The organism is Plantibacter flavus (assembly GCF_900177615.1).
In the GTDB taxonomy this organism is placed as follows: Bacteria; Actinomycetota; Actinomycetes; order Actinomycetales; family Microbacteriaceae; genus Plantibacter; species Plantibacter flavus.
On sequence record NZ_FXAP01000004.1, the window covers coordinates 1 to 22,470 of the forward strand.

The 22,470-nt window shown below is 69.8% G+C and carries 19 protein-coding genes; 5 read left to right on the forward strand and 14 right to left on the reverse strand.

Translation table 11 applies throughout. The features are described 5' to 3' along the window. Positions 1-761: 761 nt before the first annotated feature. The 4 genes from B9Y95_RS12625 to B9Y95_RS12640 form a co-directional block, all read right to left on the reverse strand. A complete protein-coding gene (locus tag B9Y95_RS12625) occupies positions 762-1,823 on the reverse strand; it encodes a hypothetical protein (protein ID WP_085512229.1) in 1,062 nt (353 codons plus the stop codon). Then, positions 1,820-3,070, reverse strand: a complete 1,251-nt coding sequence (locus tag B9Y95_RS12630; RefSeq protein WP_159453401.1) for a sensor histidine kinase — start codon at positions 3,068-3,070, stop codon at positions 1,820-1,822. Before B9Y95_RS12630 ends, B9Y95_RS12625 begins: the two co-directional genes overlap by 4 nt. Then, on the reverse strand, positions 3,060-3,716 hold the full coding sequence (locus B9Y95_RS12635) for a response regulator transcription factor (protein ID WP_064294846.1): 657 nt from the start codon (positions 3,714-3,716) through the stop codon (positions 3,060-3,062). Before B9Y95_RS12635 ends, B9Y95_RS12630 begins: the two co-directional genes overlap by 11 nt. 77 nt (positions 3,717-3,793) lie before the next feature. Then, positions 3,794-5,098 carry a class I SAM-dependent RNA methyltransferase gene (locus tag B9Y95_RS12640; RefSeq protein ID WP_085512231.1) on the reverse strand — a complete coding sequence of 435 codons (1,305 nt, stop codon included), beginning with the start codon at positions 5,096-5,098 and terminating at the stop codon, positions 3,794-3,796. A gap of 62 nt (positions 5,099-5,160) precedes the next feature. Between B9Y95_RS12640 and B9Y95_RS12645 the strand changes: the two genes are divergently transcribed. The 3 genes from B9Y95_RS12645 (at position 5,161) to B9Y95_RS12655 (ending at position 9,360) form a co-directional block, all read left to right on the forward strand. After that, positions 5,161-5,811 carry a Maf family protein gene (locus tag B9Y95_RS12645; RefSeq protein WP_085512232.1) on the forward strand — a complete coding sequence of 217 codons (651 nt, stop codon included), beginning with the start codon at positions 5,161-5,163 and terminating at the stop codon, positions 5,809-5,811. Between the two features lie 96 nt (positions 5,812-5,907). After that, on the forward strand, positions 5,908-7,668 hold the full coding sequence (locus B9Y95_RS12650) for an ATP-binding protein (RefSeq protein WP_085512233.1): 1,761 nt from the start codon (positions 5,908-5,910) through the stop codon (positions 7,666-7,668). A 54-nt stretch (positions 7,669-7,722) separates the two neighbouring features. Then, the gene (locus tag B9Y95_RS12655; RefSeq protein WP_085512234.1) at positions 7,723-9,360 is read left to right on the forward strand and encodes a LuxR C-terminal-related transcriptional regulator; all 1,638 of its coding nucleotides are present in this window, start codon (positions 7,723-7,725) and stop codon (positions 9,358-9,360) included. A gap of 38 nt (positions 9,361-9,398) precedes the next feature. Here the strand turns inward: B9Y95_RS12655 and B9Y95_RS12660 are convergent, their stop codons facing one another. Continuing rightward, the gene (locus tag B9Y95_RS12660) at positions 9,399-10,835 is read right to left on the reverse strand and encodes an NAD(P)H-quinone dehydrogenase (RefSeq protein WP_085512235.1); all 1,437 of its coding nucleotides are present in this window, start codon (positions 10,833-10,835) and stop codon (positions 9,399-9,401) included. Positions 10,836-10,963: 128 nt separating this feature from the next. On the opposite strand from B9Y95_RS12660, the gene B9Y95_RS12665 reads away from it, so the two are divergent. Together B9Y95_RS12665 and B9Y95_RS12670 are read left to right on the forward strand one after the other, a co-directional pair. After that, a complete protein-coding gene (locus B9Y95_RS12665) occupies positions 10,964-11,797 on the forward strand; it encodes a purine-nucleoside phosphorylase (RefSeq protein ID WP_085512236.1) in 834 nt (277 codons plus the stop codon). Then, entirely contained in the window at positions 11,794-13,497 is a 1,704-nt protein-coding gene (locus B9Y95_RS12670; RefSeq protein WP_085512237.1) for a phospho-sugar mutase, read from the forward strand. Before B9Y95_RS12665 ends, B9Y95_RS12670 begins: the two co-directional genes overlap by 4 nt. A 57-nt stretch (positions 13,498-13,554) precedes the next feature. Here the strand turns inward: B9Y95_RS12670 and B9Y95_RS12675 are convergent, their stop codons facing one another. From B9Y95_RS12675 to B9Y95_RS12715, 9 genes are all read right to left on the reverse strand, one after another. After that, positions 13,555-13,827, reverse strand: coding sequence for a PTS sugar transporter subunit IIB (locus B9Y95_RS12675; protein WP_085512238.1), 273 nt, complete (start codon positions 13,825-13,827; stop codon positions 13,555-13,557). Beyond that, on the reverse strand, positions 13,824-14,291 hold the full coding sequence (locus tag B9Y95_RS12680; protein WP_085512239.1) for a PTS sugar transporter subunit IIA: 468 nt from the start codon (positions 14,289-14,291) through the stop codon (positions 13,824-13,826). The genes B9Y95_RS12675 and B9Y95_RS12680 overlap by 4 nt, the downstream gene beginning before the upstream one ends. A gap of 120 nt (positions 14,292-14,411) precedes the next feature. Beyond that, on the reverse strand, positions 14,412-15,563 hold the full coding sequence (locus B9Y95_RS12685) for an adenosine deaminase (protein ID WP_412458828.1): 1,152 nt from the start codon (positions 15,561-15,563) through the stop codon (positions 14,412-14,414). A gap of 41 nt (positions 15,564-15,604) precedes the next feature. Further along, positions 15,605-16,204, reverse strand: coding sequence for a DUF559 domain-containing protein (locus B9Y95_RS12690; protein WP_159453402.1), 600 nt, complete (start codon positions 16,202-16,204; stop codon positions 15,605-15,607). A 437-nt stretch (positions 16,205-16,641) separates the two neighbouring features. Further along, positions 16,642-17,934: a thymidine phosphorylase gene (locus B9Y95_RS12695; RefSeq protein ID WP_085512242.1), complete on the reverse strand. Its 1,293-nt coding sequence runs from the start codon at positions 17,932-17,934 to the stop codon at positions 16,642-16,644. Beyond that, positions 17,931-18,350: a cytidine deaminase gene (locus tag B9Y95_RS12700; protein ID WP_200811412.1), complete on the reverse strand. Its 420-nt coding sequence runs from the start codon at positions 18,348-18,350 to the stop codon at positions 17,931-17,933. The genes B9Y95_RS12695 and B9Y95_RS12700 overlap by 4 nt, the downstream gene beginning before the upstream one ends. 2 nt (positions 18,351-18,352) lie before the next feature. Then, positions 18,353-19,654 (reverse strand): ABC transporter permease, encoded by a 1,302-nt coding sequence (locus tag B9Y95_RS12705; protein ID WP_085512244.1) that lies wholly within the window; start codon positions 19,652-19,654, stop codon positions 18,353-18,355. Beyond that, the gene (locus B9Y95_RS12710) at positions 19,651-20,937 is read right to left on the reverse strand and encodes an ABC transporter permease (RefSeq protein WP_085512245.1); all 1,287 of its coding nucleotides are present in this window, start codon (positions 20,935-20,937) and stop codon (positions 19,651-19,653) included. Before B9Y95_RS12710 ends, B9Y95_RS12705 begins: the two co-directional genes overlap by 4 nt. Continuing rightward, positions 20,934-22,448 (reverse strand): ABC transporter ATP-binding protein, encoded by a 1,515-nt coding sequence (locus B9Y95_RS12715; protein WP_085512246.1) that lies wholly within the window; start codon positions 22,446-22,448, stop codon positions 20,934-20,936. Before B9Y95_RS12715 ends, B9Y95_RS12710 begins: the two co-directional genes overlap by 4 nt. Positions 22,449-22,470 lie beyond the last annotated feature (22 nt).

Consider the following 22,470-nt stretch of genomic DNA (forward strand, 5'->3'; position numbering starts at 1 on the left):
AAGCAGTATCGGACCGAGCCGGATCCCGCGCCGTTCTGACCGCTGCCGGTCCCTGAGCTGCGCCGCACTTCGACAAGCTCAGTGACCGGGAAAAGGGCGTCCGGAGCATGTCGGCCCTGAGCCTGTCGAAGGGTTCATCGTGGGCACTTCGACAAGCTCAGTGACCGGGAAAGGTGTGCCCGGAACGTCTCGGTCCCTGAGCCTGTCGAAGGGTTCCTCGTAGGCACTTCGACAAGCTCAGTGACCGGGAAAAGTACGTCCGGAACATGTCGGCCCTGAGCCTGTCGAAGGGTTCACGTGGGCACTTCGACAAGCTCAGTGACCGGGAGAAGTGTGCCCGGAACGTCTCGGCCCTGAGCCTGGCGAAGGGTTCCTCGTGGGCACTTCGACAAGCTCAGTGACCGGGAAAAGGGCGTCCGGACATGTCGGCCCTGAGCCTGGCGAAGGGTTCCTCGTATGCACTTCGACAACCTCAGTGACCGGGAGCGGTGTGCCCGGAACGATGAGGCGTCCTCGTGGGCACTTCGACAGGCTCAGTGACCGGGAGCGGTGTGCCCGGAACGATGAGGCGTCCTCGTGGGCACTTCGACAAGCTCAGTGACCGGGAAAGTGTGCCCGGGACCGACTCGGTCCCTGAGCCTGTCGAAGGGCACTCAGGTCGCGCCGGTTCCGTGGACGGCCGCGGTCCACCCGGAGTAGCTTCGGTCCCCGAGCAACGCCGCACTGAGCCTGTCGGCTGGGACTGTCCTCGTCGGAACGGTTCAGTCCTCGTCGGACACGCCGACCGCGCCCACGCCGGCACGGGAGCCGTCGCGTGGGATCTCGAGCCAGACGTCGAGTTCCTCGTCGTCGTCGTCCGGCCCCGGAGCCACGCCCGGTTCGCGATGCACCGCACGCAGGCCGACCACGGTCACCGCGACGCGCTCGTCGTCCGGGACGCTCCGCACGATGAGGCGGGTGGCTTGCGAGGCGGCGAGCGCTTCGGCGATCTGCTCGTGGACCGCGTCGAGGACGCCGGCGTCCAGCTCTTCGAGGCCCCCTTCGTCAAGCATGTTCACGATCGCTCCGCGCCGCCGGGCCGCGAGCACCTCGGACCGGACCGGGTCGCTCAGGAGGTGGCGCCCACGGATCTCGTCTCGGAGACTGGCCTCGAGCGTCCGGCACTCCATGCGATCGGCCACGGAGAGCCTGCCGCCGTTGGCGATGATCGTGCGGAGCATCGGGGTCGCCAGGCGGCCCGTCTGACTGAGGCGTCGCCGCCGCTCGTGCACGTGCGCGTACTGGGCCGCCTGCCAGTCCGAGGTCGCATGCTCCGCCTGCGTGAGGCGCTCGGCGTCGTGCTGCGCCCCGGCGATCGATCGAGTGAGCACGCTCGCGAGGATGACCCAGATGAGGCTGCCCGTGACGCCCATCCCGAGCGCCAGTCCCGGACCCGCCCAGAGGAGCGACTGGACCGTGAGGAAGACGATCCCGATGTACGCGACCGCCTCCCGCTGCCGGACCACGGTGATCGTCATCAGCGTCCCGATCGACGCGACGTGCCAGGTGGCGTAGCCGTTGTTCCGCGTCGGGTCGAGCTGGCTGGTCACGAGCAACGGGACGATGATCGCGGTCGCGAGGTTGATGCTCGCGAGCCACGACGGCATGCGCGTCGTGCCCATCGGCCAGAGACTCAGGACGCTCGCGACCGCGTAGACGAGCATCGCGATGAGGACCGGGACGACATCGCGGGGTGTCTCGAGCGTCAGCGCTGCACGGAGCAGGTGGTACGCCGAGAACAGGGCGGCGAGGATGACGAGAGCGTACCTCGGTGCCGGGGTCACGAGCCGTGCTCCGGAGACCACTCGATGCGGATGACGGCGCCCTCGCCCGGACGGGAGATCACCATCGAGCGACCGCCGACCGCGGCGACGCGCTCCACGATCGAGACCTTCAGCCCGAGACGCTCCTCGGCGACCTGCGCGGGGCAGAACCCGATGCCGTCGTCACCGACGATGACGCAGACGCCACCGGAGACCGTGCCCTCGATCGAGAGGCTCCGTGCCGCTCCCGGCCCCGCGTGCTCGACGCTGTTGACCATCGCCTGCACCGTCGCCCAGTAGACCGCGTTGGCGACCGTGACGGGCAGGACCCGGCCGGAGGCCCCCTCGACCGTGACGGAGAACGGTTCACCGAGCATCGACGCGGCCGCACGCAGCCGTTCGATGAGCTCGGCGAGGCCGGTGACCTCGTCCTCGTTGGTCACCGGCGCTCCGACGCCCTCGAGCTGCTCGATCGCGACCCGCGCCATCATGACGGCGAGCGCCTCCGACTTCGGGGTCAGCGCCCGGTCCGCGGCGAGCAGGGAGGCGAGGACGCTGTCGTGGACGATCGAGTCGACCTCGACGCGCTCCACCTCCGTGGCGTGCTGCTTGACGGCCGCGTCGTAGGTGGCGAGGGCGGCCGCCCTCGCGGTGTCGACCCGACCGGCCAGCACGCGGAACAACCCGACGAGGACGACGATGAGGCCGCCGATGATCGTCGCGTAGGACGCGTCGAGCGCGCCGATCTCGAAGGACGCGGGCGCGAAGTCCGCGTCGATCACGCGGTTGACGCCGTACATGACCGAGGTCACGACGAGGTACACGATGGCACCCCGCAACTGCAGCGGGATGCAGGCGAACGCGACGGCGATCGTGCAGAGGTACCAGATCCACGGTTCCTGGTTGATGTCCGCCGACGCCTGCGCGTTCACCGCGGGCCAGATGAGGAGGGCGACGAAGAACACGGCGGCGAAGACGCCGGAGGCGATGCGGTGGTGCCACAGGAAGAAGCAGCAGATGATGGCGCCGAACATCGTGCCGAAGACGAGGGAGACGTAGAGCACGCCGAACCAGCCGGTGATCTGGACACCCTGCCCGAGCGTGGTGAACGCGGTCTGCAGTCCGAAGACGAGTCCGATGATCGCGACCGAACGGCCGAGGAGGCGTTCGAAGTTCGCGGTGTTCAGCATCCGGCGCTGAACCTGGGCATCTTTCGTGGTCGCGGGGATCGCGGGATGCCTGGTCGGTGCCCGGAAGCTAGGAGACATCCGTCCCGCCTTGATCGAGGCCGGGGAGGATCCCGTCCTCGACCGCTCGGCGGAGCAGGTCGACCTTCGTCGGTGCCGGGCGACCCACCTCGACGTACTTCACCCGGATGCGGTCGATGTGTTCGCGGGCCGTGGAATAGGCGATGCCGAGCTGCATTGCGACGGTCTTCAGTGGCAGGCCGGACGCGTAGAGGTGCAGGACGTCGCGCTCGCGACGTCCCAGCTGCGCCCGCGCGAAGTCGCTGTCGGCGTCGATCGCGCTCGCCCACTCGATGTTGTTCAGTGCCTCGCCACGGGCCACGGTGCCGATGGCGGCGATGACCGTGTCCGTCGGGGAGGACTTGGGGATGACCCCGGACGCGCCGGCGGCCAGCGCCTCGCGCACGAGCGCGACCCGGTCGGCGATGGAGTGGATGAGGACGTGCGCCCCCACGGCCTGCACCGCATGGATGTTCGAGGTCGGCGTGCTGCCGTCGGAGAGGGAGAGGTCGAGCACGACCACGTCGGGCACCACACCGTTCAACGCGGCGATGCACTCGACGGCGGTCGGGGCACTCGCCACGACCTGATACCCGGCGTGCGCGCACACCGCTTCGATCCCGAGCCTGACGGACTCGTGATCATCAATGATTGCGACGGTCACCACGGCACCATCGTAGCGAGTGACGGACCCACGGGGCACGACGGCCGGATCGCGAGTCGTCTCCGTCGGTACGGGCCCGCTCAATCCGTTCGTGAGAAGCCTGCGACGGCCTCGAGGTGGTGCGTGTTCGGGAAGAGGTCGTAGGCCGCGAGGTGGTCGAGCTCGTAGCCCTGCTCCGCCAGGAGGGCGACGTCGCGGGACAGCGCGATGGGGTCGCAGGCGACGTAGACGATCGACGCGGGCCGCAGCTCGCCGAGCATGGCGACGATCTCTGCTCCGGCACCCGAGCGGGGCGGGTCGAGCACGACGGTCGCGGTGGCGTACCGGGACCGCTCGATCCGACTGCCCGTCGCGATCTCCGACCGCAGGAAGGCGTCGACCTTCGCGGTGACAGCCTGTGCGCCCACCCACTCGGACAGGTTCTCGCCCGCGTACTCGGTGGCGCGTTCGTCGCTCTCCACGGTCGTGATGCGGGTGGTGGAGCCGAAGCGGTCCCCCACGCCCGCGGCCAGGAGGCCGACGCCGCCGTAGAGGTCGAGGTTCGCGGCGCGCGGGTCGAAGCGCGCGTCGTCGATGGCCGCAGACACGGCCTGCTGGAGGGTCGTCGCAGCCTGACGGTGGACCTGCCAGAATCCGTTCGCGTCGACGATGAACTCGCGCTCGCCGACGAGCTCGCGGATCGGGTCCGCCACGGGACGGACCGGCTTCGGTCCCCCGCGTCGACCGCGCCCGCCACCGCGTCGGCGGTCGCCGCCTCCGGCCTCGTCCGCACGCGTCAGGACGCGGACCGTCCCGGTCGACGAGGCGACGATGTCGATGGAGGTGGTGCCGTGCGGCAGCTCCTCGAGCTTGGCCGCTCCGGCCACCGCTTCGATCGCGAGCGGCAGGTCGTCGACGGGGACGACGTGGTGGGACCTCGAGGCATAGGGACCGATGTTGCCGTGCTGATCGACGTGCAGGGAGACCCGCGTCCGCCACCGGGTGCCGTCGGGCGTCTCGCCGTCGACCGGCGCGACCGTGAACTCGGGAGCGACTCCGGCGAACCGCTCGAGGCCTTCCGCGAGGACCTGGTGCTTCAGCGCGCGCTGGTGGGCGAGCTCGATGTGTCCGAACTCCGCTCCCCCGGCCCGCTCGCTCGGCTCGCGGTCGACGGACGCCTCGGCCCAGACATGCGGACGGCGGTGCTCGGACGGCGTGAGGACCTCCAGGGTCTCCGCCCGCCAGAAGCGCTTCTCGTTCTCGTCGACGATGCGTGCCCGCACGCGTTCGCCGGGGAGCGTGTCGGGGACGAAGACCACCCGGCCCTCGTGCCGGGCGACGAAGACACCCCCGTGGGCTACGTTGGTGATGTCCAGTTCCACGGTGCGTGCAGTCGTCGTGCTCATGCGTCGAGCATGTCACACGGGCGGCTGCGGGGAGTCCACCGTCCACTGCAGAAGGAACCGTCATGCGCCTCACGCTCGCCTCCACGTCGCCGGCCAGACTCGCCCTGCTGCGGTCGAGTGGCATCGAGCCGATCGTCGTCCCGTCATCGGTCGACGAGGAACGGGCCGTCGACGACGCGACCCGCGCCGCGGGTGCGCCGCTCGCCCCCGACGAGGTCGTGGCACTCCTCGCCCGCGCGAAGGCGGAGGCCGCTCTGGCCGTGGTGCGCGGACGTGGCGACGCGGTCGACCTCATCCTCGGCGGCGACTCGGTCTTCGTCCTCGACGGCGTCGTCCACGGCAAGCCCCACACCCCCGAGCGCGCTCGCGAACGCTGGCACGCCCAGCGCGGGAGGACGGGGACCCTGTACTCCGGTCACTGGCTCATCGACTGCACCGGTGCCTCGCCGGTCGGGATCGGCGCGGTCGCGAGCGCCGAGGTGTCCTTCGCGGACGACCTCGACGACGCCGAGATCGACGCGTACGTCGCATCGGGCGAACCCCTGGCGGTGGCGGGCGCGTTCACGATCGACAGTCTGGGTGCCGCCTTCATCACCCGCATCGAGGGCGATCCGTCGACCGTCGTCGGCCTCTCGCTCCCGACCCTGCGGCGTCTCGTCCGCACGCTGGGACACGACTGGCACGAGCTCCGCAACCGGCGCGGCGCACTCTGACGACCCGGGCCTTGTAGAGGCGACACGTCGTTCCTGCGACTTTTTTGTGCGTGTGAGCCAAAGGCTCACCCGGGCCTCCCGGTAGGCTCGTGGACTGTGCCACGTATAACCAAGGTCCTCATCGCCAACCGTGGCGAGATCGCCGTCCGCGTCATCCGAGCCGCGAAGGACAGCGGGATCGCCTCCGTCGCCGTCTACGCCGACCAGGATCGCGACGCCATGCACGCCCGTCTCGCCGACGAGGCCTACGCCCTCGACGGGACGACGAGCGCGGAGACGTACCTCGTCATCGACAAGCTCCTGTCCATCGCCCGACGGTCCGGCGCCGACGCCGTCCACCCGGGCTACGGCTTCCTCGCCGAGAACGCGGACTTCGCGCGTGCCGTCATGGCCGCCGGGCTGATCTGGATCGGCCCGTCGCCCGAGGCCATCGAGCGGCTCGGCGACAAGGTCTCCGCCCGCCACGTGGCCGAGAAGGTGGGCGCTCCGCTCGCCCCCGGCACGCTCAACCCCGTCTCGGGTGCCGAGGAGGTGCTCGACTTCGTCGACATCCACGGCCTGCCCGTCGCCATCAAGGCTGCCTTCGGCGGCGGCGGTCGCGGCCTCAAGGTCGCCCGCGAGCGCGAGGAGGTCGCCGAACTCTTCGAGTCCGCCACCCGCGAGGCCATCGCGGCGTTCGGCCGGGGCGAGTGCTTCGTCGAGAAGTACCTCGACCAGCCGCGCCATGTCGAGACGCAGTGCCTCGCCGATGCGCACGGCAACGTGGTCGTCGTCTCCACCCGAGACTGCTCGCTGCAGCGTCGCCACCAGAAGCTCGTCGAAGAGGCACCGGCACCCTTCCTCACCGACGACCAGGTGGCGGAGCTGTACCGCGCGTCGAAAGCGATCCTCAAGGAGGTCGGCTACCTCGGTGCCGGCACCTGCGAGTTCCTCATCGGTAAGGACGGCACCGTCTCCTTCCTCGAGGTCAACACACGCCTGCAGGTCGAGCACCCGGTCTCCGAGGAGATCACCGGCATCGACCTCGTCCGCGAGCAGTTCCGCCTCGCCGAGGGCGGCGTCCTCGACTACGACGACCCGCAGCCGAGCGGCCACTCCTTCGAGTTCCGCATCAACGGCGAGGACCCGGGACGCGGCTTCCTCCCGCAGCCGGGCCCGATCCACGTCTTCAAGACCTTCGGCGGCCCCGGCGTCCGGCTCGACTCCGGCGTCACGGCCGGCGACACGATCTCGGGCGCGTTCGACTCGCTCCTCGGCAAGATCATCGTCACGGGACGCACCCGCGAGGAGGCGCTCGAGCGCAGCCGTCGCGCGCTCGATGAGTTCGAGGTCGCCGGCCTCCCCACCGTCATCCCCTTCCACCGCAAGATCGTCCGCGACCCCGCGTTCACCGCGGAGGACGGCACCTTCGGTGTGTACACCCGCTGGATCGAGACGGAGTTCGTCAACGACATCGAGCCCTGGGACGGATCCATCGATGCGCAGCAGGCGCCCGCTGCCCGCTCGACGGTGGTCGTCGAGGTCGGCGGCAAACGGCTCGAGGTCAGCCTTCCGGGCGGACAGCTGGGGCTGAACGTCGGCGCACCGGTCGCCGCTCCCGCTCCGCACCGCCGCGGTGGTGCAGCGGTGGTCTCTGGTGCGACGGGTGATTCGGTCTCGGCGCCCATGCAGGCGACCATCGTGAAGCTCGCGGTCGCCGAGGGCGATGTCGTCGTGAAGGGCGACCTCGTCGTCGTCCTCGAGGCGATGAAGATGGAACAGCCCATCACGGCGCACAAGGACGGCACGGTCGGCGCGATCGACGCGACGGTCGGTGCCACGGTCTCCTCGGGTCACCACCTCCTCACCATCAGCTGACCCGACCGGCACCTTCGGGCGTCGCATCGGACCCGGCGACGATACGCTGAGCAGGTGTCAGCAGCCGACCTCCTCGAAGATGCGTTGGATCGTGTGGCGGACTTCGACGCCGCCGGTGCGATCGCGCTGCTCGAGGCAGAGCCGCACGCGGCGTCCGATCCCCGCGTCCTCGCCCTCCTGTCCTACGCCCGGTTCACCACCGCCGACTTCGCCGGTTGTCGCCGGGACGCGGTGGACGCGCTCGCCGCCTCGACTGACTCCGACCGGACGACGCGTCTGCTCGTGCTCGGAGCCGCCGGGCTGGCCCTCGGCTCGGACCGCTCGTCCGGCTCGGAGCTGGAGGGGTGCTTCGCGGAGGCGGACACCCTCGTCGACGACGGCGGCGACCTCGAACCGACCCTGGCCTGGCTCGTCGGGTACCTGCTCGTCGAGGGTGCCGTCGTCAACGTCCTGATCCACGCCGCCCGGCGCTTCGCCGACGCGTTCGCCGACGAGATCGCCGCCACCCCGGGCCGCTTGTACCGGACCCTCGTCGACGGGGTCCTCGCCCGACTGCTTCTCAACGAGGGACGCGTCGCCGAGGCCGAGGCCGCAGCGCTCACGATGTTCGAGCGGGCCGGGAGCGGACCGACCGCCCTGTACGCGGAGGCCGTGCAGTGCCTCGTCGCCGGGAACCGTGCCGAGCAGGGCGCGACCAGGACGCTCGCACGCCGCGTCCGTCAGGCCATCCCCGAACCCACGGGCGCCTTCCAGACGACCTGCTACCTCCTCGTCGGCTACGGTCTCGCCGCCCTCGCGGACGACCACGGCGCCGCGGCCCTCGCGCGGAGCGCTTCGGGGAACGACTTCAGCGGCCTGTCCGTCCAGGACCGGGCCCTCGCGATCGAGCTGCTCGTCGCGAGCGCCTTCCTCGACCGCGACATCGTCGAATCGGAACGCCTCATCGGCTTCATCGCCGCCGACATCGACCGCAGGGTCCCCGGGCCGGCCATCCTCCGGATGCAGTGCAAGCTCGAGCTCCTCCGTGGACGACCCGCCGACGCGCTGGCGCTCGCGCGCACGGCGACCACCCGCGCGTTGGCCGACGGCCGCATGCTGGAAGCCGGGATCGGCGAGATCCTCGCCACGCGTGCCCTCATCGCCATGTCGGACCGGACGCAGGCCGTCCGTGAGTTGGCCGCGCTCGCCGAGCAGGCGGTCCGCGGCGGGCACACCGCCGCGTCCCGCTCCGCCGCCCGGGAGCTGAAGGCGATCGGCCGACGTCTCGCGCCGGTCGCGGGATCCGGTTGGGACGGACTGTCGCCGCGCGAACGCGAGGTCGCCCTGCTCTCCGCGGAGGGCAACTCGACGGCGGAGATCGCGTCCGTCCTCCAGCTCTCCTCGCGCACGGTCGACGCGCACGTCACCCGGGTGCTCGCCGCGTTCGGGATCGTGTCCCGCCGCCAGCTCCCCTCACGGCTCCCGGCGACTCTGCCGTTGACCGCCGTCCCCGTCCCGACCGCACCGCTCACGCCCCGACAGCGGGACCTCACCGAACTCGTCGCGGACGGCCTGTCCAACGACGAGATCGCGACGGCCCTCGGCATCTCCCGCAAGACCGTGGAGAAACACCTGAGCGCCGTCTTCCACGCCTGGGGCGTGCGCTCGCGGGTCGCCGTCGCACGCATCGTGCTCGCGAACCGCGATCGGTGAACCCCGGCGCCTCGCCGACGTTTCGACGAGGACGACGCCTATTCGACGATGTGCATGGCGCGCGCCGCGTCGGTGATCGACCCGGTGAGTGACGGGTAGACCGTGAAGGCACGCGCGACCTGGTCGACGTTCAGCCGCTGCTCGACCGCGAGCGCGAGGGGGAAGATGAGCTCGCTGGCCTTCGGGGCGACGATGACCCCGCCGATGACCGTCCCGCTGCCGGTCCGCGCGAACAGCTTGACGAAGCCGTCCTTGATGCCCATCATCTTCGCGCGCGGGTTCTGGGCGAGGGGCAGCTTGTAGATCTCACCCTGGGCGATGCCGTCCTCGATCTGTTTCTGGGTCCAGCCGACGGTCGCGATCTCGGGCTGCGTGAAGATGTTCGCGGCGACGTTGCGGATCTCGGTCGGGTTCACCGCGTCGCCCATCGCGTGCAGCATCGAGGTGCGTCCCTGCATCGACGCGACGGACGCGAGCGGCAGGAAGGTCGTGCAGTCGCCGGCGGCGTAGATGTTGGGGACGCTCGTGCGCGCCACCCGGTTCACGCGGATGTGACCGGAATCGGTCAGCTGCACGCCGGCCTCCTCGAGACCGATCCCGGCGGTGTTCGGCACCGAACCGACCGCCATGAGGCAGTGCGAACCCTCGACCGTGCGGCCGTCGGAGAGCGTGGCGACGACGCCGTGCTCGGTCCGGGTGACGGAGTCGGCCCGCGACTTCGACAGGACCGTCATGCCGTTGCGCTTGAACACGTTCTCGATGACCGCTGCCGCGTCGGCGTCCTCACCGGGCAGCACCTGGTCGCGGCTCGAGATGAGCGTGACCTTCGAGCCGAGCGCCGTGTAGGCGGAGGCGAACTCGGCGCCGGTGACACCCGAGCCGACGACGATGAGGTGCTCGGGGACGGAGGTGAGGTTGTAGAGCTGCGTCCAGGTGAGGATGCGCTCGCCGTCCGGCAGCGCGGAAGGCAACTGGCGCGGGCTGGCCCCGACGGAGACGACGACGGTGTCGGCCTCGATGCGGTCGAAGTCGGTGCCGCTGGACAGGTCGGTCGAGACGATGACCTCGTTCGGTCCGTCGAGCCGCCCCTGACCGTTGACGATGCGGACACCGGCACGGATGAGACTCGCCCGCATGTCCTCGGACTGCTGGCGGGCCAGCCCGAGCAGTCGCTTGTTGACGGCGGCGAGGTTCACAGCGACCTCGGGACGACTGGGCTTGCCGGTGGTCTCCGAGCGGACGAAGAACTGCACACCGAGGTCGGCCGCCTCGCCGATGGCCCCGACCGCGTCGGCCGTGGCGATGAGGCTCTTGGAGGGGACGACGTCGGTGATGACCGCCGCACCGCCGACGCCCGTGCGCTCCACGAGCGTGACGTCGGCCCCGAGCTGAGCCCCGGCGAGGGCCGCCTCGTACCCGCCGGGTCCGCCTCCGATGATCGCCACTCGCTGCTTGCGTTCGAACTCGTAGGCCATGCGTCCATTCTCGCGCGCCACCAGGGGCGAGACCAAACCCGTTCGGGCCCGCAGCGGCGGGGATCGTGCGCGGATGAGCGGGGTCGGCACGGTTGGGCGGCGGCCCCGCCCCTGTCTAGAGTGAGAGGATGTCCGAAACCTCTGCGAACCCACTCGATCTGTCCGATGTCGATCCCTTCGAGATCGCCCGCGAAGCCGCCGGCCAGATCGCCGAGAAGTCCGGCGTGGAACGCCACGACATCGCGCTCACCCTCGGCAGCGGCTGGGGCAAGGCGGCCGACCTGATCGGCGAGACCACGGCGACGATCCCGGCCTCGGAGATCGTCGGCTTCTCGAAGCCGGCGCTCGAGGGCCACGTGGGCACCCTGCGCTCGGTCCTGCTCCCGAGCGGCAAGCGTGCGCTCGTCATCGGCGCCCGGACGCACTACTACGAGAACCACGGTGTCCGCCGCGTCGTGCACAGCGTGCGGACAGCCGCTGCGGCCGGTGCGAGCATCATGGTGCTGACCAACGGCGCCGGCGGCATCAAGGACCACTGGACGCCCGGCACGCCCGTGCTGATCAGCGACCACATCAACCTCACGGCCGACTCGCCGCTCGAGGGCGCGACGTTCATCGACCTCACCGACCTCTACGCCAAGCGACTGCGGGACATCGCGCACGGCGTCGCTCCGGAGCTCGACGAAGGCGTCTACACGCAGTTCCGCGGACCGCACTACGAGACCCCGGCCGAAGTCCAGATGGCGAAGGCGATCGGCGGCCACATCGTCGGCATGTCGACCGCGCTCGAGGCGATCGCCGCACGTCAGGCCGGCATGGAGGTCCTCGGGATGTCGCTCATCACGAACCTCGCCGCCGGCATCCAGCAGACGCCGCTCAGCCACGCCGAGGTCATCGAAGCCGGCCAGGCGGCCGAGCCGGTGATCAGCAAGCTCCTCGCGCAGATCGTCGCGGCCCTGTGAGCGAGGCGACGAGCCTGCTCGCCACCGCCGAGGCCTGGCTCGCCCAGGATCCCGACGACGAGACCCGGGCCGAACTGGCAGGCCTCGTCGAACGTGCCCGCGTGTCCGACGACGTGGCCGTCGCAGAACTGCACGACCGCTTCGACACCCGACTGCAGTTCGGCACGGCCGGGCTCCGCGGCCGCATCGAGGCCGGTTCCAACCGGATGAACCGGGTCCTCGTCTCACAGGCCGCGGCCGGACTCGCCGCCTATCTGCTCGAGCAGGCGCCGGCAGGCGTGACGCCGAGCGTCGTCATCGGCTACGACGGCCGGAAGAACTCCGCCGTGTTCGCCAGCGACACCGCCGAGCTGATGGCCGGTGCCGGTGTCCGCGCCATCCTGCTCCCACGGCTCCTGCCGACGCCCGTCCTCGCGTTCGCCGTGCGGTTCTTCGACGCCTCGGCCGGAGTCATGGTGACCGCGAGTCACAACCCGCCCGCCGACAACGGCTACAAGGTGTACCTGGGCGGTGAGCACCACGGGTCCCAGATCGTCTCCCCCGCCGACGCGGCCATCGCCGCCCACATCGAGCGCATCGCCGAGACGGCGCTCGTCCAGGACCTCCCGCGCAGCGACGGGTTCGAGATCGCGGGCGACGACGTCGTCGACGCCTATGTCGCCGAGACCGCGGCCGTCGCTCCCGCCCCGGCGGGCAGCCAACTGCGCGTCGTCTACACGGCCATGCACGGCGTGGGTTGGGAGACGACCCGACGCGTCTTCGAGACCGCCGGTTACCCGGCACCGGAACTCGTCACCGAGCAGATCGACCCCGATCCCACCTTCCGGACCGTCAGCTTCCCGAACCCGGAGGAGCCGGGCGCGCTCGACCTGTCCTTCGCGACGGCGCGAGCAGTCGGCGCCGACCTCATCATCGCCAACGACCCCGACGCCGACCGCCTGGCGATCGCGATCCCCGACGACGCGGTGCCGTCGGGGTTCCGTCGACTCACCGGCAACGAGGTCGGTCTCCTCCTCGGCTGGCGGGCCGCCCAGGCCGCCAGCGCTGCACTCGACGGCGATGCGGCTCCTGAGGGCACGCTCGCGTGCTCGATCGTCTCCTCCCCGGCCCTGCGCATCGTCGCCGAGGCGCACGGCCTCGAGTTCCGGGAGACGCTCACCGGGTTCAAGTGGATCTCCCGGACGCCGGGCATGCTCTTCGGTTTCGAGGAGGCCCTCGGCTACCTCGTGAACCCCGGGACCGTGCGCGACAAGGACGGTATCTCGGCCGCGGTCGCGTTCCTGGGTCTCGCGACGGCGTCCGCGCAGGCGGGCGAGAGCGTCGCGGAGCTCCTCGACCGGTTCGCGGACACCTTCGGTTCCTTCGGCAGCGACCAGATCTCCATCCGCTACGCGGAGCTCAGCCGCATCGGTGAGGTCATGTCCGGACTGCGGGCGCTCCCACCGACGGAACTGGCGGGCGTTCGGGTGACCCGGATCGACGACCTCGCCGACGGGTTCGAGGCGCTCCCGCCGAGCGACGTCCTGCGCGTCTGGCTCGACGACGGCACCCGGGTCATGATCCGGCCGAGCGGCACGGAACCGAAGCTCAAGGTGTACGTCGACGTCCAGTCCGCCGACGGCGACGCCGACGAGCGGGCGGCCACGGTCGCCGCGCGGCTCGCCGCACTACGGACGGACCTGACGGCGCTCGTCTCCTAGCAGCTCGACGGGCTGAGCGGCCTGGCGGTGTGCGGCCCGGAGACCGGGCCGCACCGGTCAGCCGATGGCGCGTTCGAGCTTCTCGGTGAGTTCGGCGAGGTCGAAGTAGTTGTCGATGACGACGATGTCGGCGAAGGTCTTGCCGATGCGCTCGACGAGTTCCGGCGAGGTCAGGATCACCTGGGCGTCGGCCGCGGTCGTGCTGAGGCTCTCGATGTCGCCGGCGACGACGTCGGCCTCGAGGTCGAGGCGTTCGAGCGCGCGTTCGGCGTTGAGCTTGAGGATCGCGGAGGAGCCGACTCCCGAACCGCAGACGGCGACGATCTTCATGCCTGGTCTCCGATGCTCAGGGGGGACGCACCGAACACGGCCCGTACCTCGTCGAGCGTGGTGGCTGCTGCGAGCCGCGGGATGGCGGTCTCGTCGTTGAAGACGTTGGCGATCTCCGCCACCCAGCCCACGTGCGACTCGGCGGTGGTGACGGCGAGGCCGAGGACCACGGAGACAGGGTCGTTGTGGGGGTGGCCGAACCGGACCGGAGCAGCCAGGGTCGCGACGACGAGGGCGTCCTCGTGGACGTCGGCACCCGGTCGGGCGTGCGCGAGCGCCAGGCCCGGCGCGATCACGACGTACGCGCCGAACTCCTCGACGACGTCGATCATCCGCTGGGTGTACGCGGCGTCCGTCGCGTGGGTGTCGGACAGCAGCGATCCGGCTACGCGGATCGCCTCGCGCCAGTCGTCGACACCGACATGGAGCGCGACGCTGGCTTCGGACAGTTCTGGGAGTGGCATCGCTTCAATCAGAGGATCGGTCGACCCGAATGGATCGGAACCATCGTAACGCTCCGAGGCTGGAAGCCTGCCGCGCAGGTGCCGCCCAGGCGGTCGCCGGAACAGCACCTGCCGCCATCGTCAGTCCTCGTCGTCGTCGAGGAACTCGTCGAACGCCTCGCTGATGCGGTCCGCCAGGGCCTCACGGATCTCCAGCGGCTGGAACGTCGCGGCGGCGGCGTTCAGCTGGAAGGTCTCCAGGTCGGTGAGGTCGTAGTCGAACGCCTCGGAGAGGAGCGCGAGCTCCTTCGTCAGGCTCGTGTCGCTCATCGTGCGGTTGTCGACGTTCACCGTGACGGCGAAGTCGAGCTGGTAGAGCAGGTCGAACGGGTGGTCCTCGAGCTCCTCGCCCCAGGCTGCGATGGCGCCGGTCTGCAGGTTCGACTGCGGGCTGAGCTCCAGGGGGATCTTGCGGTCGCGGACCCACTCCGCGACGGGTCCGAGTGTGGCGTAGAGGGACTCGGCGTCGTCGCGCTCGATGAAGATGTCCTCGGCGATGCGGACACCGTGACCGAGTCGCAGTGCTCGGCCGTCGAGCAGAGCGCTCCGGATCGACTCGATGCCGTCGGCCTCCCCCGCGTGGACGGTGACCGGGAACAGCTCGGCCGCGAGGTAGTCGAACGCCAGCCGTTGCTTGCTGGCGGGGAAGCCCGCCTCGGCGCCGGCGATGTCGAACCCGACCACGCCGCGCTCGCGGTGGCGCACGGCGAGCTCCGCGATCTCGAGGCCGCGGTCGGCATGCCGCATGGCCGTGACGAGCTGGCCGATCTGGATGTCGGAGCCGGCGTGGGCCGCGTCCTTGATGCCGAGCTCGATGCCCTCCTGGACGGCCTCGACGACCGCGTCGAGGCTGAGGCCACGGGTGAGGTGCTGTTCGGGAGCCCAGCGCACCTCGCCGTAGATGACGCCGTCCGCAGCGAGGTCCTGGACGAACTCGCGTGCGATGCGGACGAGCCCCTCCTCGGTCTGCATGACGGCGATGCTGAGGTCGAAGGTCTTCAGGTACTCGACGAGCGAGCCGGCGTTGCACTGCGTGTAGAACCAGTCGGCCAGGCCGTCGGGGTCCGACACGGGGACGTCGACACCGTTCGCTTCGCCCAGCTCGATGATCGTGGCGGGCCGCACACCACCGTCGAGGTGGTCGTGGAGCGAGATCTTCGGGAGCGCGCGGAGGTCGACGCCGGAGAGGGGGGATTCGTCTGCAGAGGTCACGGGGTTCACTGTACCGCTCAGCCCTCCGTCGAGGTGAGGCACTTCGTCACTCCCCATCGCCCTCAACGACCAACCGCCTCAACTCGGCCGGGGCCGCCGAGGCGCGCCCGGATGCGCTCCGCGAGCATCGACGGCCGGCGGAGGTCGTCGGCGGTCAAGCGCATCACCGTCCATCCCTCATGTGCCAAGTCCTCCGTGCGCGCGATGTCCTTCCTCCATTGTGACCGGTCGGTCCGGTGATGGTCTCCCTCGTACTCGAGGACCAGACGCTGGTCACGGAACACCACATCGCCCCGGACCACTCGCCCGGAGCCGTGGAGGACGATCTCGGCGTTGTACTCCGCCTTCGGGAGCGCCGATGCCTCGAGGATCAACCGGAGCTCGGTCTCCTTCGGCGACTGGCAACGGTCATGCAACCGCGGGATCGCCGACCGAAGGGCGACGACGCCACGACGCGACGGATACTCCTCGACGGCCTTACGAAGCCGATCGAGGGACGTCCGAGGATCCAGGAACCAGAGGAGGGCGTCGCCGGCGGCGATCAATGCCGGGAGCGGTACCACCGTCGCGAGGTCGCACCAGGTCCGCTCGACACTGGTGACCGGGAGTCCGTCGAGATCGACGATGTCCCCCGGGCCGAGGGTGCCGCGATGTCCCACCACGCCGCGCCCCTCTCGCGCTCGGACGCCAGCAGGTGACATGACATGCAGCGGGTCGTCCGGGCTCGTCGACCTGGGCGTCGGAATGCCGTGCAGGGCGGCGGCCGTCTGATGGCTGAAGGCTCCCCCGATCGGGAGAGCGCTCAGGTAGGCAACCGCCCGGTGGTACAGGTCAGCCGGGTAGCCCGGTGGCGTTCGGATCCCGTGGAAGGGAGCACCGAGCGCGGGGTTCCGGAGCTGACGTGGAGTGAACCCGGCGCGCACCGCAGACTGAGCGGATTTCGGCCCGGCCATGATCGGGATCGAGGATCGGAAGGTCATCCCTCGATCGTGCCGCTGGCAGGAGGACGTCCGGTCGTTCTCCACGGGTCGCCTGTTCAGGTGAGGCAACTCGCCGTCCGGAAGGGCTCTGGGCGACGAATTGCCTCACCTCAGCGAAGTCAGGACTCGATGCGGGCCCGGACGATGGGGCCGCGCGGGGGCGCGGTGTCCTCGATCGTGTAGGCACCCTCGAGGGCCTCGAGCGCCCGCGGGAAGCGGGCCGCGTCGTCGGCACTCAGCGTGAAGAGCGGCTGTCCGGCCCGGACCGCGTCGCCCGGCTTCGCGTGCAGGTCGATGCCCGCCGCGTGGATGACCGGGTCCTGCTGCCTGGCCCGACCGGCACCGAGGCGCCAGGCCGCGATGCCGAACGGCAGCGCCTCCTGCGTCGCCAGTACGCCGTCGCGCGACGCCGTGACGACGTGGGTCTCCTTGGCGACCGGCAGCGGTGCGTCAGGGTCGCCGTCCTGTGCGCGGATCATGCGCTTCCAGACGTCCATGGCCCGACCGTCCGCGAGGGCGCCCTCGACGTCCGCATCCGGCTGCCCGGCGAGGGTCAGCATCTCCCGCGCCAGGGCGAGGGTCAGCTCGACGACGTCCGCCGGGCCCCCGCCCGCCAGGACCTCGACGGACTCGCGGACCTCGTTCGCGTTGCCGATCGCGAGGCCGAGCGGGACGTTCATGTCCGTCAACAGCGCGGTCGTCGCCACACCGGCGTCCGTTCCGAGCGCGACCATCGTACGCGCCAGTTCCTCGGCGCGCTCGTAGTCCTGCATGAAGGCGCCGGAGCCGAACTTGACGTCGAGCACGAGCGCCCCGGTGCCTTCGGCGATCTTCTTCGACATGATGCTCGACGCGATGAGCGGGATCGCCTCGACCGTGCCCGTCGTGTCGCGGAGTGCATACAGGCGCTTGTCCGCCGGGGCGAGACCGGAGCCGGCGGCGCAGATGACCGCGCCGACGTCCGACAGCTGAGCCAGCATCTCGTCGTTCGTCAGCGCCGCCCGCCATCCCGGGATGCTCTCGAGCTTGTCGAGCGTCCCACCCGTGTGTCCGAGGCCGCGGCCCGACAGCTGCGGCACCGCGACGCCGAAGACGGCGACGAGCGGGGCGAGCGGCAGGGTGATCTTGTCGCCCACGCCGCCCGTCGAGTGTTTGTCCGAGGTCGGCTTGTCGAGCGATGCGAAGCTCATCCGCTCACCACTGGCGATCATCGCCATCGTGAGGTCGCGGATCTCGCGCCGCTCCATGCCGTTCAGCAGGATCGCCATCGCCAGCGCCGACATCTGCTCGTCGGCGACGTAGCCACGGGTGAAGGCGTCGATCAGCCAGTCGATCTGCGGCGTCGACAGCTCGCCGCGGTCACGCTTCGTGCGGATGAGGTCGACGACGTCGAATGCTTCTACGGAACTCATGCGTGGTACTCCTCGAGTTGACGTGGTCCGAAGGCGTCCGGCAGGACCTCGTCGATGGTGCGGATGCCGGAGACGGTGTCGAGCAGCATGCCCGCCGTCGAGTGCTCGTACAGCAGCTGCCGACAGCGGCCGCACGGCATGAGGCGTTCGCCCTTGCCGTCGACGCAGGCGAACGCCACGAGGCGTCCTCCGCCCGACATGTGGAGGGCGGAGACGAGCGCGCACTCCGCGCACAGCGTCAGGCCGTAGCTGGCGTTCTCGACGTTGCAGCCGGAGATGATCCGGCCGTCGTCGACGAGGGCGGCCGCGCCGACCGGGAACCGGCTGTAGGGCACGTAGGCGTGACCCATCGCCTCCCGGGCCGCGGTGTGCAGCGCCTCCCAGTCGACGGGTGGCGTGGTCGTCCTGTCGCTCACGGTCAGCCCTTCACGTAGGGCTTGCCGGCGGCTGCCGGTCCGCGGGAGATGCCCACGAGTCCGGCGACCGCGAAGATCGTCACCACGTACGGGAGCATGAGCATGAACGCGCTCGGCACCGGGGAGCCGATGGCACTCAACGCGAACTGCAGGTTCTGCGTGAAGCCGAACAGCAGCGCGGCGAGCGTCGCCTTGAGCGGGTCCCAGCGTCCGAAGATGACCGCCGCGAGCGCGATGTAGCCGGCGCCCGCCGTCATCTCCTTGTTGAACGCACCGACCGAGCCCAGGGTGAAGTAGGCCCCGCCGAGGCCGACGATCGCGCCCGCGAGCGCCACGTTCCAGAAGCGCGTCCGGTTGACGTTGATGCCCACGGTGTCGGCCGCCTGCGGGTGCTCACCCACGGCGCGGAGGCGGAGGCCCCAGCGCGTGTAGAACAGGCAGAAGAACACCACGGCCACGGCGATGTACATCAGGTAGATGATGATCGTCTGGCGGAACAGCACGGGTCCGATGAGCGGGATCTCGCTGAGGATCGGGATGTTGATCCGGGGGAACTTCGGCGGGCTGTTGAAGAGCGCCTCGTTCTTCGTGAGCACCTGCGAGTACAGGAAGCTCGTGAGACCGACGACGAGGACGTTGAGCACCACACCGACGATGACCTGGTCGACGAGGTACTTGATCGAGAACGCCGCGAGCAGGAAGCTCACGAGCGTCCCGGCGATCATCGCCGCGACGAGCCCGAGGAAGGCGTTCCCCGTCACCGAGGCGACGAAGGCGGACGAGAACGCGCCGGCGAGCAGCTGGCCCTCGATCGCGATGTTCACGACGCCGACCCGCTCGGAGATGACGCCGCCGAGCGCACCGAAGATGAGCGGGACGCTCAGGGCGACGGTACCGAGCAGGAGCCCGGTGATCGGGATCGCCTTGCCGGCGGCGGCCCACGACAGGAACCCGACCATGAACAGCACACCGAACACGGTGATGAGCCAGAGCGGGACCTTCTTGCCCGTCGTGACGAGGTACGCGCTCAGTGCCGTGATGGCGGCCAGGAGGATCGTGACGACGATGCCGGTGACCGTGGACGGGAGCACGACCGTCGGCAGTTGGATGACGTCGCCGTCGCTGGAGAGCCGGAACGTGCTGTTGCCGTCGCGGTGCCAGATGACGAACAGCAGGAACGCGATGACGGTGAAGATCCCGAACGCGATCGGGGCCTTCCAGCTCCGGACGGCGACCGTCTCGAGGACGATCGGCGCGTCGGGAGCCGGCTGCGGCGTCTGCTTGTCGAGCGTGAATCCACTCATGCGGACACCTCCTTCTTGGCGGAGCGACGCGTTCGGCGTGTCGAACCGTCGGGCTTCGGCAGGAAGAAGATCGCCCGCACGAGCGGCGGAGCCGCGATGAACAGCACGATGAGTGCCTGGAGGACGAGCACGATGTCGATCGGCACGTTGACGCCCTGGGTCGCCTGCATGGAGTACCCGCCGGCCTTCAGTGCACCGAACAGGATGCCGGCGATGAGGATGCCGCCCGGCCGGCTGCGTCCGAGGAGCGCGACGGTGATGGCGTCGAAGCCGATCCCGGCATCGATGCCGTTGTCGAACCCGGAGGTCACCGTTCCGAGCACCTGCGAGACGCCGGCGAGACCGATGAGCCCGCCGGACAGGAGCATGGCGTACACGTAGGTGTTCTTCACGTCGATACCCGCGACGCGCGCGGCGTTCGGGTTCTCACCGACCGCCCGGAAGCGGAACCCGATGGAGGAGCGGCTGAAGAGCCACCACACGAACACGACCGCGAGGATCGCGATGAGGAAGCCGGCGTGCAGGTTGTAGCGGTCACCGAGGAGTTTCGGCAGCACCGAGTTCGGCGCCATCGCGGCGCTCTTCGGCACGTTGGAGCCGGGAGCCTGCAACAGCCCCTGCGTGGACAGCATGAAGGTGATGAGGTAGAACGCGACGTAGTTGAGCATGATCGTGATGATCACCTCGTGCGCGCCGGTGCGTGCCTTCAGGACACCGACGATGCCGCCCCAGAACGCGCCACCGATGATGCCGGCGGCGATCGCGACGAGCAGGTGCACCACGGGCGGGAGGTCGAGCGTGAAGCCGACCCATCCGGCGCAGGCGGCGGCGATGAGCATCTGACCGCGCCCACCGATGTTGAACATGCCGACCCGGAACGCCAGGCCGACACCGAGTCCGGCGAGGATCAGCGGGGTCGCGAAGGTCAGCGTCTCCGTCAGCGGGCGGATGCCGTTCAGGAAGTCGGGGCGCTTGAAGTTGTAGATCGACCCCTGGAAGAGCGCGCCGTACGCGCCGGTCGCCGACTGCCAGACCGCAGCGATGGTGTCGCCCGGGCGGGCGAAGAAGTACCCGGCGGCGGTGTGGACCTTCGGATCGGTCAGCGCGATGAGGATCGCACCGACGACCATCGCCAGGACGACGGCGAGGATCGAGATGACGATGCTCGAGTTGAGGATCTCGGCGAGCACCTTGTTCGAGCGCGGCTGGGTCGTGTCGGGCTTCGCCTCGCCCGGTGCCACCGGCTGGACCGTTCCGGGCGGGGTGTGGGACGTCTCGCTCATGCTGCTGCTCCTGCCGGGAGTTCGCCGGCCATCATGAGGCCGAGGACCTCTCTGGGGGTCGATGCCGGGACGATCCCGACGATGCCGCCGCGGTACATGACGGCGATGCGGTCGGCGAGCGCGACGACCTCGTCGAGCTCGGTCGACACGACGATGACGGGGATGCCGGCGTCGCGCGTGGCGACGATGCGCTTGTGCACGAACTCGATCGAACCGACGTCGATGCCGCGGGTCGGCTGTGCGGCGACGAACAGCCGCAGCTCGCGGCTGAGCTCACGGGCGAGGACGACCTTCTGCTGGTTGCCGCCGGACAGGGAGCCTGCCGGGGACTCGATGCCTTGCGAGCGGACGTCGAACTCCTGCGACTTCTCGCGGGCGAACTCGTCACGGAACCCGCGCTGGACGTTGCCGGCCTTCACGAAGGGCGCGCCCGTGGAGCGGTCCAGCATGAGGTTCTCAGCGATGGTGAACTGTTTGACGAGACCGTCCTCGGACCGGTCCTCGGGCACGAACCCGACTCCGGCGTCGAGGACCTTGCGCGGGGTGGACCCGACGAGTTCGACCCCGTCGAGCTTGATGCTGCCCTTGGTGTGCGGCTGCAGCCCGAGGATCGCCTCGGTGAGTTCCGTCTGCCCGTTGCCCTGGACACCGGCGATGGCGAGCACCTCGCCCTCGCGCACCTCGAAGCTGACGCCGTTGACGACGAGCTGGCCGAGGTGGTCGACGACGGACAGGTCTTGCACAGTGAAGGTCGTGTCACCGAGGTTCGGCGCCTCCTTGTGGACCGTCAGTTCGACGGGACGCCCGACCATGAGGGACGCAAGCTCGGCGTTCGTCGCGGTGGGCGAGGCCTCGCCGACGACCTTGCCGAGTCGGATGACGGTGATGCGGTCGGCGACTTCGCGGACCTCGCGCAGCTTGTGGGTGATGAAGACGATGGACGTGCCCTCATCCTTGAGCTGCTTCATGATCGCCATGAGCTCGTCCGTCTCCTGCGGGGTGAGCACGGCGGTGGGCTCGTCGAAGACGAGGACGTTGGCGTTGCGGGAGAGCGCCTTGACGATCTCGACGCGCTGCTGCACCCCGACCGGGAGGTCGCCGACGATGGCGTCCGGGTCGAGGCTGAAGCCGAACCGTTCGGAGATGTCGATGACGAGCTTGCGGGCCGCTGCGACGTCGAGGCGGCCACCGCCCTTGGTCTGCTCGTGGCCGAGCATGACGTTCTCGGCGACGGTGAAGACGGGGATGAGCATGAAGTGCTGGTGCACCATGCCGATGCCGGCGCCCATGGCGTCGCCAGGGCCCTGGAAGTGCTGGACGACGTCGTCCAGGAGGATCTCGCCCTCGTCGGCCTGATACAGGCCGTACAGGACGTTCATGAGGGTGGATTTGCCGGCACCGTTCTCGCCGAGGAGACAGTGGATCTCCCCCGGTTCGACGGTGAGGTCGATGCGGTCGTTGGCGGTGAGTGCACCGAACCGTTTGGTGATGCCGCGGAGCTCGAGCTTCATGGGTCCCAATCTAGTCACGTGT

Excerpts from the sequence above, each read along its gene's own strand:
- B9Y95_RS12630 (WP_159453401.1), bottom strand. The coding sequence starts at position 3,070 with ATGTCTCCTAGCTTCCGGGCACCGACCAGGCATCCCGCGATCCCCGCG.
- B9Y95_RS12640 (WP_085512231.1), bottom strand. The coding sequence starts at position 5,098 with ATGAGCACGACGACTGCACGCACCGTGGAACTGGACATCACCAACGTA.
- B9Y95_RS12645 (WP_085512232.1), top strand. The coding sequence starts at position 5,161 with ATGCGCCTCACGCTCGCCTCCACGTCGCCGGCCAGACTCGCCCTGCTG.
- B9Y95_RS12660 (WP_085512235.1), bottom strand. The coding sequence starts at position 10,835 with ATGGCCTACGAGTTCGAACGCAAGCAGCGAGTGGCGATCATCGGAGGC.
- B9Y95_RS12665 (WP_085512236.1), top strand. The coding sequence starts at position 10,964 with ATGTCCGAAACCTCTGCGAACCCACTCGATCTGTCCGATGTCGATCCC.
- B9Y95_RS12675 (WP_085512238.1), bottom strand. The coding sequence starts at position 13,827 with ATGAAGATCGTCGCCGTCTGCGGTTCGGGAGTCGGCTCCTCCGCGATC.
- B9Y95_RS12680 (WP_085512239.1), bottom strand. The coding sequence starts at position 14,291 with ATGCCACTCCCAGAACTGTCCGAAGCCAGCGTCGCGCTCCATGTCGGT.
- B9Y95_RS12695 (WP_085512242.1), bottom strand. The coding sequence starts at position 17,934 with ATGAGTTCCGTAGAAGCATTCGACGTCGTCGACCTCATCCGCACGAAG.
- B9Y95_RS12705 (WP_085512244.1), bottom strand. The coding sequence starts at position 19,654 with ATGAGTGGATTCACGCTCGACAAGCAGACGCCGCAGCCGGCTCCCGAC.
- B9Y95_RS12710 (WP_085512245.1), bottom strand. The coding sequence starts at position 20,937 with ATGAGCGAGACGTCCCACACCCCGCCCGGAACGGTCCAGCCGGTGGCA.
- B9Y95_RS12715 (WP_085512246.1), bottom strand. The coding sequence starts at position 22,448 with ATGAAGCTCGAGCTCCGCGGCATCACCAAACGGTTCGGTGCACTCACC.